Genomic DNA, 13000 nt, shown 5'->3' on the forward strand with positions numbered 1-13000 from the left:
AAACGGCCGACGCGCCGCACGGCATTGGCACTCCGCTTGACCGAGTGCTAATCGCGGTCATAGTCTCGGCTCTGGCACTCCTCCCTGGAGAGTGCCAACAACGCGACGGGCAGGTCCGGCACCCGCGACGACGGATCGACCTGGTCGCCACCTCAGACAGTCAAACCCCGTGAGATCTCCGAAGGGGGAGGTCGGATCGTGACGACCACCAGCTCCAAGGTTGCCATCAAGCCGCTCGAGGACCGCATCGTGGTCCAGCCGCTCGACGCCGAGCAGACCACCGCCTCTGGCCTGGTCATCCCGGACACTGCGAAGGAGAAGCCCCAGGAGGGCGCCGTCCTCGCCGTGGGCCCGGGTCGCTTCGAGAACGGCGAGCGCCTTCCGCTCGACGTCAAGGTCGGCGACGTCGTCCTGTACAGCAAGTACGGCGGCACCGAGGTGAAGTACAACGGCGAGGAGTTCCTCGTCCTCTCGGCTCGCGACGTTCTCGCGATCATCGAGAAGTAATCACCTCAAGCACTCAGTTGCTTCCAGCTGCGCCCCTGGCCCCCGCGACCACATAAGAAGCCGGGCGCCCGGGGCGCAGTTCTTTTTTCATCCACAGATCTCCGAGAGGGCTCCCGCTGTCATGGCGAAGATCCTGAAGTTCGACGAGGACGCCCGTCGCGCCCTCGAGCGCGGCGTCAACAAGCTGGCCGACACGGTGAAGGTGACGATCGGCCCCAAGGGCCGCAACGTCGTCATCGACAAGAAGTTCGGCGCTCCCACCATCACCAACGACGGTGTCACGATCGCCCGCGAGGTCGAGGTCGAGGACCCGTACGAGAACCTCGGCGCCCAGCTGGTGAAGGAGGTGGCGACCAAGACCAACGACATCGCGGGTGACGGTACGACCACCGCCACCGTGCTGGCCCAGGCGCTGGTCCGCGAGGGCCTGAAGAACGTCGCCGCCGGTGCCTCCCCGGCCGCCCTCAAGAAGGGCATCGACGCGGCCGTCGCCGCCGTCTCCGAGGACCTGCTCGCGTCGGCCCGCCCGATCGAGGAGAAGTCCGACATCGCCGCCGTCGCCGCGCTGTCCGCCCAGGACCAGCAGGTCGGCGAGCTCATCGCCGAGGCGATGGACAAGGTCGGCAAGGACGGTGTCATCACCGTCGAGGAGTCCAACACCTTCGGTCTGGAGCTCGACTTCACCGAGGGCATGGCCTTCGACAAGGGCTACCTGTCGCCGTACTTCGTGACGGACCAGGAGCGCATGGAGGCGGTCCTCGAGGACCCCTACATCCTCATCAACCAGGGCAAGATCACCTCGATCCAGGACCTGCTGCCGCTGCTGGAGAAGGTCATCCAGGCGGGTGCCTCCAAGCCGCTGCTGATCATCGCCGAGGACGTCGAGGGCGAGGCCCTGTCGACCCTGGTCGTGAACAAGATCCGTGGCACCTTCAACGCCGTCGCGGTGAAGGCCCCCGGCTTCGGCGACCGCCGCAAGGCGATGCTGCAGGACATGGCCGTCCTCACCGGCGCCACGGTCATCTCCGAGGAGGTCGGCCTCAAGCTCGACCAGGCCGGTCTGGACGTGCTGGGCTCCGCCCGCCGCGTGACGGTCACCAAGGACGACACCACCATCGTCGACGGTGCCGGCAACTCCGAGGACGTCGTCGGCCGGGTCAACCAGATCAAGGCCGAGATCGAGAACACCGACTCCGACTGGGACCGCGAGAAGCTCCAGGAGCGCCTCGCGAAGCTGGCCGGCGGCGTGTGCGTCATCAAGGTCGGCGCCGCCACCGAGGTGGAGCTGAAGGAGAAGAAGCACCGTCTGGAGGACGCCATCTCCGCGACCCGCGCCGCGGTCGAGGAGGGCATCGTCTCCGGTGGTGGCTCCGCGCTGGTCCACGCCGTCAAGGTGCTCGAGGGCAACCTCGGCAAGGACGGCGACGAGGCCACGGGTGTCTCGGTCGTCCGCCGCGCCGCCGTCGAGCCGCTGCGCTGGATCGCCGAGAACGCCGGCCTCGAGGGCTACGTCATCGTCTCCAAGGTGGCGGAGCTGGAGAAGGGCAACGGCTACAACGCCGCCTCCGGCGAGTACGGCGACCTGATCAAGGCCGGCGTCATCGACCCGGTCAAGGTCACCCGCTCCGCCCTGGAGAACGCCGCCTCCATCGCCTCCCTGCTGCTCACGACCGAGACCCTGGTCGTCGAGAAGAAGGAAGAGGAGCCGGCCGAGGCGGGCCACGGCCACGGCCACGCCCACTGAGGCACCTCAGCACTGAGGCCCGGCGCCCCGAGGGGGTGCCGGGCCTTCGCCGTGCGCCCCGCTGCCGTGCGCCCTACTTCTCCAGCTCGTCCAGCGCGCCCAACTGCCCCAGCAGCCCTAGCCGGTCGTACTGCCACCAGGACTCGCAGATCTTGCCGTCGTGGTCGAACCGGAAGACGGTCGTACCGGTCATCGACACCTGCCGGCCGGTGTTGGGCAGGCCCATGAACTCGCCTGTCTGGATGCCGTTCCAGCTCCAGCGGGTGCAGACCCGGTCCGACTGGGTGATCTGGTCCTCGACCGTGAACGTGAAGTCGAAGGCGTTCCGCCACATCTCGATCTCGCGCCGCATGTTGTCCAGGCCCAGCTGGTCCTGCTCGTTGGCCGGATCGTGGTCGTGGTAGTGCTCCGCGATCAGGTCGTTCAGCGCGGGCAACGGCCCCTGTATCGCGACGGTGTCGAAGAACCGGCGTGCCTGGGCCGCGTACAACGGCTCGTCGCGCACGACGTCCAGGTCCGTGAACGTGGGCATCTCGTCGCACAGGGCGACCAGATCCCGGAAGATCCGGTCGGTCTCCGGCAGGTTCGAGTTCCGCATCGCCTCCTCGTACGACGGGAACTCCACGATCTCGATGACGTGCGACGCGTCCGAGCGGTCCTTGCCGACCACCGCGTGCGTCGCGGTCCGCTTCCCCTTGGTCTGTTCGACCCACTGGTCCATCAGCCGGTTCATCTCGTCGATCCGGCTGGTCCTGCAGTCGATGAGCTGTACGAACGTCATGGCGCCGCCTCCCGGCCCCCTGGGTCCCGGATCCGTCAGGCCCATTTTCCCACCGGAACGCGGACGCCACCCGTCCTACTGCGGCCCGTACTTGCGCCCCGTCCTCGAGCTGATGCCGCCCATCAGCCCGCGCGGGGCGACCTTCACCAGGCCCATCAGCGCCTTGTACCGGGGGTCCGGGATGGACAGGGTCTTGCCGCGCGCGAGGTCGGCCAGGGCCGCCGCGACCAGCTTGTCCGCGTCCAGCCACATCCAGCCCGGGATGTTGTCCGTGCCCATCCCGGCCCGCTGGTGGAACTCGGTGCGCACGAAACCGGGGCACAGCGCCATCAGCCGCACGCCGCTGCCCGCAAGGTCCTTCGCCGCGCCCTGGGTGAACTGCACGACCCAGGCCTTCGACGCGCCGTAGGTGCCCCGGGGCACGAAGGCCGCCACCGAGGCGACGTTCACCACGCCGCCGCGGCCGCGCTCGCGCATCGCCTCGGACGCCGCCGACGTCAGCCGCAGCACCGCCTCGCAGTGCACCTTGAGCATCTTCAGCTCGTCGGCCATGGACACTTCGAGATAGCGGCCCTTGTTGCCGAAGCCGGCGTTGTTGACCAGCAGGTCGACCGGGTTCTTCCGGTCGCTCAGCCGCTCGGCCACCGCCTCGATGCCCTTGTCCTCGGCGAGGTCGGCGCTCAGCACCTCCGCCTCGATGCCGTGCCGGTCGTGCAACTCGGTCGCCTGCTCGCGCAGCCGTTTGGCGTCCCGGGCCACCAGGACGAGGTCATGCCCGTCAGCCGCCAGCCGCCGCGCGAACGCGGCACCGATTCCCGCGGTCGATCCCGTAATCAGAGCCGTTGTCATGGCCCAAGGGTAGTGACCCGGAGCGACGGCGTCCGCTGACCGTGACGGCCTCTCAGCGGCCCTGTCCGGCGACGTACTTGCGGGCCGCGGCCAGCGTCTCGGAGTGCAGCGCCTCGCCCGCCACGAGCAGCTGCGGCAGCAGCTCCCGCTCGGTGGTGACGGCGCGGAACTGCATCGCCGCCGTCACCGTGTGGTCCGGCCGGTGCACGATCTCGATCGGATCGGCCGCCCTGATCTCACCCCGTTCGATCACCCTCAGGTAGGCACCCGTCGCGCCCTTCCGGGTGAACCTCTTCACCCAGCCCCGCTCGCCCAGATGGCCCTGGAACGTACGGCACGGGATCCGCCCCGACGTCACCTCCAGCACCACCTCGGTCCCGATCCGCCAGCGCTCGCCGATCAGCGCCCCGGACACGTCCAGGCCCTCCGTCGTGAGGTTCTCGCCGAAGCAGCCATTGGCCAACGGCTTGTCCAGCTCCCGCTCCCAGTCGTCGAGGTCCTCGCGCGCGAAGGCGTACACCGCCTGGTCGTAGCCGCCGTGGTGGCGCAGCTCGCACACCGCGTCCCCGGCCAGCCCGCTCCCGCCGACGCCCTTGGGCCCCGGAGCCGCCACTCTTACCGGCCCGTCCGTGGGCCGCTTGTCGATGCCGGTCACACCCTCCGCCTGGTCCGTGTACGGCACCGGCGTCGGGCGGCCCAGATTGACCGAGAGAAGCTTCATGCTTCGCACGGTACGGGACCGCACCCCAAAGCGTCGACGCAGTATGCGGCGCCATGTCCAAGCCAGGCTTATGCTCGGGGAGTGATCGAGGCCCGTCATCTCCGCGTCCTGCGTGCAGTCGCCACCACCGGTTCCTTCTCGGCGGCCGGGCGCGAGCTGGGCTGCACCCAGCCCGCCGTCAGCCAGCAGATGAAGGCCCTGGAGTCCTCGGTCGGCACCCCGCTGCTGGTCCGCAGCGGCCGCGAGATGCGACTTACCCAGGCCGGCGAGGCCCTGGTCCGGCACGCCTCCGGAATCCTCGCCGGGCTCACCGCGGCCGAGGAGGAGGTCGCCGCGATCGCGGGCCTGAGGGCCGGCCGGGTCCGGCTGGTCTCCTTCCCGAGCGGCAGCTCCACCCTGGTCCCCACCGCCCTGGCCGCCCTGCGCGCCGCCCACCCCGGCACCCGCGTCTCGCTGGAGGAGGCCGAGCCCCCCAAGTCCGTCGAGCTGCTGCGCGAGGGCGACTGCGACCTGGCGCTCGCCTTCCGCTACGAGGGAGCGGCGGTCGCCGACGAGTGGGACGACCTCGTCGTACGGCCCCTGCTGGCCGACCGTCTGGTCGCCCTGGTGCCCGAGCGGCACCGGCTCGCGCGCGCGGAGTCCGTCGCCATCGGGGAGCTGGCCCGGGAGCCCTGGATCGCGGGGTGTCCGCGCTGTCGCGGCCAGCTGGTGGAGGTGTGCGAGAGCGAGGGCTTCACGCCCCGCATCGACTTCGCGACCGACGACTACCCGGCGGTGGTCGGCCTGGTCGGCGCGGGCCTAGGCGTCGCCGTACTGCCGCAGCTCGCGGTGGATTCGGTGCGGCCCCGGGGGGTGCGTACGGTGGCGCTGGAGCCCGCGGTACGGCGGCAGATCGTCGCTCTCACCCTGCCCGACCTGGCACAGGTGCCGGCCGTGGCGGCGACGCTTGAGCAGCTCGCCCGGGCGGCCGGGCGGCGGTGACACAGGTGAGCGGGGGCCTCCGGACGAGGGGCGGCGTCCGAAGGGTCACGGGCACGCATGCGCGTGCCCGGGTGCCGAGTTATCGCAGAAACGTTCCTTCATGCGTGCGGTGCGGAGCCCCCGCTGGTCGTCGACGCCGACACCAGCCGGTTGCGCGCCCGCCCCATCAACTCCTCGCGCTCGTCCTCGGTCAGGCCGCCCCAGACGCCGTACGGCTCGCGCACCGCCAGCGCGTGCGCCGCGCACTCCGCACGGACCGGGCACCTCATGCAGACCTCCTTGGCCGAGTTCTCGCGAGCGCTCCGAGCCGCCCCGCGCTCGCCCTCCGGGTGGAAGAAGAGTGAGCTGTCCACCCCGCGGCAGGCAGCGAGCAACTGCCAGTCCCACAGGTCCGCGTTCGGTCCGGGAAGGCGGGAGAAATCTGCCATTACGTGACCCCTTGTAGCCGTTCTGAGCGGATACGGTGCCATCGACCGTACATCTCCGGTCTAAGGAGATGAAAATATGACTCATTGCGAATCTAGCTCTAGACACCGAGAAACGGGAGCAAAAACGGCTAAATGGGGCATGGGTTGTGATGAAAACTTGAGGGTCCGTTGGGCATGTCTGCACCGTGTCGGCGCCCTCACGTAGAGTGCCGAAGACGGCACGCAGCCCCGTAACTCTTTCGAGTGACCGTCGTTGAGAGTGCGGAGGCGGTTGAAAACACAAGCGCTCGGGCAGGCGTCCGAGACGGTCGACCGCACAGGTGACGATTCCGTACCAGCCTGGAGGCTCAAGGTGACGCGCATCAGCTGCGGAGGGCGGTCATGACATCCGTCCTCGTCTGCGACGACTCCCCGCTTGCCCGAGAGGCGCTCCGCCGCGCGGTCGCGACCGTGCCCGGTGTCGAGCGTGTGACGACGGCGGCCAACGGCGAGGAAGTCCTCCGCCGCTGGGGCGCCGACCGCTCCGACCTCATCCTGATGGATGTACGCATGCCCGGCCTGGGCGGCGTCGAGACCGTGCGCCGGCTGCTGTCCGCCGACCCGGGCGCGCGCATCATCATGCTCACCGTCGCCGAGGACCTGGACGGAGTGGCCCTGGCGGTCGCCGCCGGCGCCCGTGGCTACCTGCACAAGGACGCCTCGCGCGCGGAGCTGCGGGCCACGGTCACCCAGGCCCTCGCCGACCCGACCTGGCGTCTCGCCCCGCGGCGCCTCCGTTCGGCCGAGATGGGCGCCGCGCCCACCCTCACCGCGCGTGAGATCCAGGTGCTGGAGGGGATGAGCCACGGCCGCTCGAACGCCGAGATCGGCCGCGAGCTGTTCCTCTCCGAGGACACCGTCAAGACCCACGCCCGTCGGCTCTTCAAGAAGCTCGGCGCCTCGGACCGCGCCCACGCGGTGGCCCTGGGCTTCCGCTGGGGTCTGGTCCGCTAGACCCCGGCCGGATGAGCCGGCCGCGGGCACTCGCCTCCGGCCCGGCTCACCCCCGGGTGTGGGTGTGGTCGGCGGCGAGTGGTGGATCCGTCTCGCCCGGAATTCGCGAGCATCTGTCTGACCTGCTGCTTTGCTCTGTGTCCGTGGGGGCGGATCCACCACTCACGCCCTTGCGGGGGCCGGTGCGGAGCGTGCGGTGCTCGTTTCGGCGCGGATGCCGCATCCTTGAGATGTGGAGTCTCTCGGGGACGAGTCGGTCGAGCGGAAGGGGAGGGCGCAGGGGATGAGTGCCGGCGCACCTGCTCATAACGCTTCGGTGCACAACCACGAACACGATGCGACGGACCGGACGGCCGCAGGGCACCATGGACCGATGCGCGACGACGAGGCGGGCACGGTCCCAGGGGCGATCGGTGCGCTCGTGCATCGTGCCGTCGACGGGGACGAGCAGGCCACGCACGATCTGCTCGCCCATGTGCACCCCCTGGCCCTGCGCTACTGCCGCACCCGGCTGTCCCGGCTGCCCGGCGACGCACGCCACTTCGTGGAGGACCTCGCCCAGGAGGTCTGTGTCGCCGTCCTCCTCGCGCTGCCGCGCTACCGCGACACCGGCCGCCCCTTCGAGGCCTTCGTCTTCGCCATCGCCTCGCACAAGGTCGCCGACCTCCAGCGCGCCGCGATGCGCCACCCGGGCTCCACGGCCGTCCCCTCGGACGAGATGCCGGAACGCCCCGACGACTCCCTGGGCCCCGAGGAGCGCGCCCTGCTCAGCAGCGACGCCGAATGGGCCAAGAAGCTGCTGGCCAATCTCCCGGAGAACCAGCGAGAACTGCTCCTGCTGCGTATCGCCGTGGGCTTGACCGCGGAGGAGACGGGGCAGATGTTGGGAATGTCACCCGGCGCCGTGCGGGTGGCCCAGCATCGGGCGCTGAGCCGGCTGCGCGCGCTCGCCGAGCAGTAACCGCCCTGGGTGGAGCCCCTGTAGCTCCCTTTTTTGAACAGGCCTGCGTTCGTTTCCGTACGAACATACGAAGCCTGAAGTCATCCCGGACCGTGGAATTTGCTAGCCGTGCTTCCCGTTAGCATGGACATCCGCACCGATCAAGGCCATTTGGGGAAGGTGTCATGACTGCAAACGTCGACGGAGTGCCCGGTAAATTCGCGACACTCGGGCTGACCTACGACGACGTGCTGCTGCTGCCGGGCGCATCCGAGGTGCTCCCCAACGCGGTCGACACCTCGTCCCGCATCTCCCGCAATGTCCGGGTCAACATCCCGCTGCTGTCGGCGGCGATGGACAAGGTGACCGAGTCCCGCATGGCGATCGCGATGGCCCGGCTGGGCGGCGTCGGCGTGCTGCACCGCAACCTCTCCGTCGAGGACCAGGTCAACCAGGTCGACCTGGTGAAGCGGTCCGAGTCCGGCATGGTCACCGACCCGATCACGGTGCACCCGGAGGCCACGCTCGCCGAGGCCGACGCCCTGTGCGCCAAGTTCCGCATCAGCGGTGTCCCGGTCACCGACCCGGCCGGCAAGCTCCTGGGCATCGTCACCAACCGCGACATGGCCTTCGAGAGCGACCGCACGCGCCAGGTGCGCGAGGTCATGACCCCGATGCCGCTGGTCACCGGCAAGGTCGGCATCTCCGGGCCCGAGGCCATGGAGCTGCTGCGCAAGCACAAGATCGAGAAGCTGCCGCTGGTCGACGGTGAGGGCGTCCTCAAGGGCCTGATCACGGTCAAGGACTTCGTCAAGGCCGAGAAGTACCCCAACGCCGCCAAGGACGCCGAGGGCCGTCTGCTCGTCGGTGCCGCCGTCGGTGCCAGCCCCGAGGCGCTGGAGCGCGCCCAGGCGCTCGCCGAGGCCGGTGCGGACTTCCTGGTCGTCGACACCTCGCACGGCCACAACAGCAACGCCCTCGCCTGGATGGCGAAGATCAAGTCCAGCGTGAACGTCGACGTGATCGGCGGCAACGTCGCCACCCGTGACGGCGCCCAGGCGCTCATCGACGCCGGTGTCGACGGCATCAAGGTGGGTGTCGGCCCGGGCTCGATCTGCACCACCCGCGTGGTCGCCGGCATCGGCGTCCCGCAGGTCACCGCCATCTACGAGGCCTCCCTCGCCGCCCGTCCGGCGGGCATCCCGCTGATCGGCGACGGCGGTCTGCAGTACTCCGGCGACATCGGCAAGGCGCTCGCCGCCGGTGCGGACACGGTCATGCTGGGCAGCCTCCTCGCCGGCTGCGAGGAGTCGCCGGGCGAGCTGATGTTCATCAACGGCAAGCAGTTCAAGTCGTACCGCGGCATGGGCTCGCTGGGCGCCATGCAGTCCCGTGGCCAGGGCAAGTCGTACTCGAAGGACCGCTACTTCCAGGCCGAGGTGTCCTCCGACGAGAAGCTCGTGCCCGAGGGCGTCGAGGGCCAGGTGCCCTACCGCGGCCCGCTCTCCAACGTGCTGCACCAGCTCGTCGGCGGTCTGCGCCAGACCATGGGCTACGTGGGCGCCGCCACCATCGAGGAGATGGAGTCCAAGGGCCGCTTCGTGCGGATCACCTCGGCGGGCCTCAAGGAGAGCCACCCGCACGACATCCAGATGACGGTCGAGGCGCCGAACTACAGCAGCAAGAAGTGACGCACGCGCACGCGTGAGGGCCGTACAGGCCGTGCGAGGGCGGTCCCGGAGCATCCGGGGCCGCCCTTGTCGTACGTGTCGGCGATACTGGAAGACGCTGCAATGCATCAGGGAAAGGCCAAGACGTGACTGAGATCGAGATCGGGCGCGGCAAGCGCGGCCGCCGGGCGTACGCCTTCGACGACATCGCCGTCGTCCCCAGCCGCCGTACGCGGGACCCGAAGGAGGTCTCGATCGCCTGGCAGATCGACGCCTACCGCTTCGAGCTGCCCTTCCTGGCAGCCCCCATGGACTCGGTCGTCTCCCCGGCCACCGCGATCCGGATCGGCGAGCTGGGCGGCCTCGGGGTGCTGAACCTCGAGGGCCTGTGGACGCGGTACGAGGACCCGCAGCCGCTGCTCGACGAGATCGCCGGGCTGCCCGCCGAGCAGGCGACCCGCCGCCTCCAGGAGATCTACGCGGCTCCCATCAAGGAGGAGCTGATCGGTGCCCGCATCAAGGAGGTGCGCGACTCCGGTGTGGTCACGGCGGCCGCGCTCTCCCCGCAGCGCACCGCCCAGTTCTCCAAGGCGGTCGTGGACGCGGGCGTGGACATCTTCGTCATTCGCGGTACGACGGTCTCGGCGGAGCACGTCTCCGGCTCGCACGAGCCGCTGAACCTGAAGCAGTTCATCTACGAGCTGGACGTCCCGGTGATCGTCGGCGGCTGTGCCACCTACACCGCCGCGCTGCACCTGATGCGCACCGGCGCGGCCGGTGTCCTGGTCGGCTTCGGCGGTGGCGCCGCGCACACCACGCGCAACGTGCTCGGCATCCAGGTCCCGATGGCCACCGCGGTCGCCGACGTGGCCGCGGCCCGCCGCGACTACATGGACGAGTCCGGCGGCCGGTACGTGCACGTGATCGCGGACGGCGGCGTCGGCTGGTCCGGCGACCTCCCGAAGGCGATCGCCTGCGGTGCCGACTCCGTGATGATGGGCTCCCCGCTGGCCCGGGCCACGGACGCGCCCGGCAAGGGCCACCACTGGGGCATGGAGGCGGTCAACGAGGAGCTGCCCCGCGGCAAGAAGGTCGACCTGGGCACGGTCGGCACGATCGAGGAGATCCTCACCGGCCCGTCCCACACCCCGGACGGCTCGATGAACTTCTTCGGTGCCCTGCGCCGCGCCATGGCCACGACCGGCTACAGCGAGCTCAAGGAGTTCCAGCGGGTCGAGGTGACGGTGGCGGACAGCCAGCACCGGCGGTAGCCCACCGGCTCGCGCTGAGGGCTCGGACCGTGTCCCGTCCGGTCCGGGCCCCTTGTTCCCCTGTCTGTGCTGGGACAAGGCTCAAATGTTGATCAGATACCCGGTTCCGGTTATCTGTTGTGTTCCTGACATCGTTAGTCTCGTTCTGCTGCTTGACCAGCAGCAGAACGAGGGGAACTCCGTTGCGATCGACCAACTCTGCCGTATCCCGTGGCGTACGCGCCGCAGCCGTCGCCCTTGCCGTCCTCACGGGCACCGTGGGCATGACCGGTGAGGCCGGCGCCGCCTCGAGGACGCCGTGCCGGAGCATGCGGCTCGACTACAACCCGGCCCTGTGCGGCATCAAGAGCGTCAAGTACCACGGGCTGGTGGAGGGCAAGGACTCCATCGCCGTCGTTCAGGGGCGAGGCCCCATGACGCTCACGCTGACGGCCATCGAAACGGTGAGCAACACGAGGAGCACGAACATCACGGTGACCGCGGAAGCGGTGTCCGGGGCCGTCGGCTTCGACGTCACGAAGTCCCGCACGAAGAGCATGGCGGGCAGCTGGGACGTACCCAGGGGCAAGTTCGGCACCCTGAACGCGTACCCGCTGTACAAGGAGTACTCGTTCAACGTGTACAGCAAGATCACTGGCAAGTCCGTGGGCAAGGGGATCGCCCGCAAGGCGGTCGGCTACCGCTACGAGCACTCGGCCAGGTGATCCGTCTGCCCTGACGAACGGCCCACCGGTCCGACCGGTGGGCCGTTTCGCTTCCCGGGCTTCCCGGGCCGGCCGCCGCGCGGGGCGGGCTCACAAACGGTGCGCAGCCCCCGTGGGTGTGGCCCCTCGGGTGTCCAGCAGCAACTGGGCCTTCACCGACAGGCCCTGCAGGTCGTACGTCCGGTGCTGCTGGAGCAGGATCGTCAGGTCGGCGTCGGCGGCCGCCTCGTACAGGGAGTCCGCACGGGGGACCGGGCGGTCCAGGACGCTCCAGGACGGCACGTACGGGTCGTGGTAGCTGACCGAGGCGCCCAGTTCCATCAGGCGGACGGCGATCTCCCGGGCGGGGGTGCCCTGCAGGTCGGCGAGGTCGGGCTTGTAGGTGACGCCGAGGAGCAGGACGCGGGCACCGCGCGCGGACTTGCCGTGCTCGTTCAGGAGCGTGGCGGCGCGCTGGACGACGTACCGGGGCATGCGGTGGTTGACCTGCTGGGCCAGCTCCACCATGCGCAGCGTGCGGCTCGCGTGGCCGCTGAGGTCCTGCGCGACGCCGTGCCCGCCGACGCCCGGGCCCGGCCGGAACGCCTGGAAGCCGAACGGCTTGGTCTCCGCGCAGCGGATGACGTCCCACAGGTCGACGCCCAGCTCGTTGCAGAGGACGGCCATCTCGTTGACCAGCGCGATGTTGACGTGGCGGTAGTTGGTCTCCAGGACCTGTACGGCCTCCGCCTCGCGCAGTCCGCGCGCGCGTACCACCTTGTCGGTGAGCCGTCCGTAGAAGGCCGCGGCCGACTCGGTGCAGGCGGGGGTGAGGCCTCCGATGACCTTCGGCGTGCCGGAGGGGGTGCGGTCACGGTTGCCGGGGTCGACGCGGCTGGGCGAGTAGGCGAGGTGGAAGTCGCGGCCGGCGCGCAGCCCCGAGCCCTCCTCCAGCAGGGGACGCAGGAACTTCTCGGTGGTTCCGGGGAGCACGGGCGACTCCAGGATGACCGTGGTGTGCGGGCGCAGCCGCTCCGCCAGGGTGCGGGCGGCCGCCTCCACCTGGCCGAGGTCGACCCCGCCGTCGGCGCCGCGCGGGGTGGGCGCGCAGATCACGGCGGTGCGCACCCGGCCGAGCTGGACCGGGTCGGTGGCGGGCCGGAAGCCGGCCGCGTGCATCCGCCGCAGCTCGGCCGGGCTGAGCGAACCCGCCTCGGGGCCGGTGGCGTACCCGATGGTCGGGATGCCTGCGGCGACGGCGGCCTGGGCGAGCGGCAGGCCGCAGGGACCGAGTCCGATGACGGCGAGATCTGCGGGCATGGCGTGGCCCGTCCTTCCCAGTAACCGAAGCGGGACAGATGCGCAACCGCTGTGGACTGCCAGAGCGAGCGCACTGTCACACTAGGAGTAAATATGACCGTTATGTGGGATT

13 protein-coding genes are annotated in these 13000 nt (G+C 69.9%); 8 read left to right on the forward strand and 5 right to left on the reverse strand.

Features of this window, described 5'->3' with window-relative positions; genetic code table 11:
• Window positions 1–198 precede the first annotated feature (198 nt).
• Both groES and groL read left to right on the forward strand, forming a co-directional pair.
• Entirely contained in the window at window positions 199–507 is a 309-nt protein-coding gene (gene groES / locus FB157_RS14210; RefSeq protein ID WP_057584642.1) for a co-chaperone GroES, read from the forward strand.
• A gap of 121 nt (window positions 508–628) precedes the next feature.
• Window positions 629–2251, forward strand: a complete 1623-nt coding sequence (groL, locus tag FB157_RS14215; RefSeq protein WP_145879544.1) for a chaperonin GroEL — start codon at window positions 629–631, stop codon at window positions 2249–2251.
• Window positions 2252–2324: 73 nt separating this feature from the next.
• Here the strand turns inward: groL and FB157_RS14220 are convergent, their stop codons facing one another.
• The 3 genes from FB157_RS14220 to FB157_RS14230 all read right to left on the reverse strand — a co-directional run bounded on the left by FB157_RS14220 (window position 2325) and on the right by FB157_RS14230 (window position 4602).
• Window positions 2325–3032, reverse strand: coding sequence for an ester cyclase (locus tag FB157_RS14220; protein WP_145879545.1), 708 nt, complete (start codon window positions 3030–3032; stop codon window positions 2325–2327).
• Window positions 3033–3107: 75 nt separating this feature from the next.
• Complete coding sequence (locus tag FB157_RS14225; protein ID WP_145879547.1) at window positions 3108–3881, reverse strand: SDR family oxidoreductase; 774 nt, start codon at window positions 3879–3881, stop codon at window positions 3108–3110.
• A gap of 52 nt (window positions 3882–3933) precedes the next feature.
• The gene (locus FB157_RS14230; protein WP_145879549.1) at window positions 3934–4602 is read right to left on the reverse strand and encodes an MOSC domain-containing protein; all 669 of its coding nucleotides are present in this window, start codon (window positions 4600–4602) and stop codon (window positions 3934–3936) included.
• Between the two features lie 81 nt (window positions 4603–4683).
• Between FB157_RS14230 and FB157_RS14235 the strand changes: the two genes are divergently transcribed.
• Window positions 4684–5583, forward strand: coding sequence for a LysR family transcriptional regulator (locus FB157_RS14235; RefSeq protein WP_145879551.1), 900 nt, complete (start codon window positions 4684–4686; stop codon window positions 5581–5583).
• A 98-nt stretch (window positions 5584–5681) separates the two neighbouring features.
• On the opposite strand, the gene FB157_RS14240 is transcribed toward FB157_RS14235, so the two are convergent.
• Window positions 5682–6011 (reverse strand): WhiB family transcriptional regulator, encoded by a 330-nt coding sequence (locus FB157_RS14240; protein ID WP_145879553.1) that lies wholly within the window; start codon window positions 6009–6011, stop codon window positions 5682–5684.
• A 381-nt stretch (window positions 6012–6392) separates the two neighbouring features.
• On the opposite strand from FB157_RS14240, the gene FB157_RS14245 reads away from it, so the two are divergent.
• The 5 genes from FB157_RS14245 (at window position 6393) to FB157_RS14265 (ending at window position 11589) form a co-directional block, all read left to right on the forward strand.
• Complete coding sequence (locus FB157_RS14245) at window positions 6393–7004, forward strand: response regulator transcription factor (RefSeq protein WP_003948568.1); 612 nt, start codon at window positions 6393–6395, stop codon at window positions 7002–7004.
• A gap of 373 nt (window positions 7005–7377) precedes the next feature.
• Window positions 7378–7965: a sigma-70 family RNA polymerase sigma factor gene (locus FB157_RS14250; RefSeq protein ID WP_145879555.1), complete on the forward strand. Its 588-nt coding sequence runs from the start codon at window positions 7378–7380 to the stop codon at window positions 7963–7965.
• A gap of 164 nt (window positions 7966–8129) precedes the next feature.
• Complete coding sequence (gene guaB, locus FB157_RS14255) at window positions 8130–9635, forward strand: IMP dehydrogenase (protein ID WP_145879557.1); 1506 nt, start codon at window positions 8130–8132, stop codon at window positions 9633–9635.
• Window positions 9636–9760: 125 nt separating this feature from the next.
• Window positions 9761–10885: a GuaB3 family IMP dehydrogenase-related protein gene (locus tag FB157_RS14260; RefSeq protein WP_145879559.1), complete on the forward strand. Its 1125-nt coding sequence runs from the start codon at window positions 9761–9763 to the stop codon at window positions 10883–10885.
• Between the two features lie 182 nt (window positions 10886–11067).
• Window positions 11068–11589, forward strand: a complete 522-nt coding sequence (locus FB157_RS14265; RefSeq protein WP_145879561.1) for a hypothetical protein — start codon at window positions 11068–11070, stop codon at window positions 11587–11589.
• A 90-nt stretch (window positions 11590–11679) separates the two neighbouring features.
• Here the strand turns inward: FB157_RS14265 and FB157_RS14270 are convergent, their stop codons facing one another.
• The gene (locus FB157_RS14270) at window positions 11680–12888 is read right to left on the reverse strand and encodes a nucleotide sugar dehydrogenase (protein WP_145879562.1); all 1209 of its coding nucleotides are present in this window, start codon (window positions 12886–12888) and stop codon (window positions 11680–11682) included.
• Window positions 12889–13000 lie beyond the last annotated feature (112 nt).

The sequence above is a fragment of the Streptomyces sp. BK340 genome (assembly GCF_007827595.1).
Taxonomy (GTDB): Bacteria; Actinomycetota; Actinomycetes; order Streptomycetales; family Streptomycetaceae; genus Streptomyces.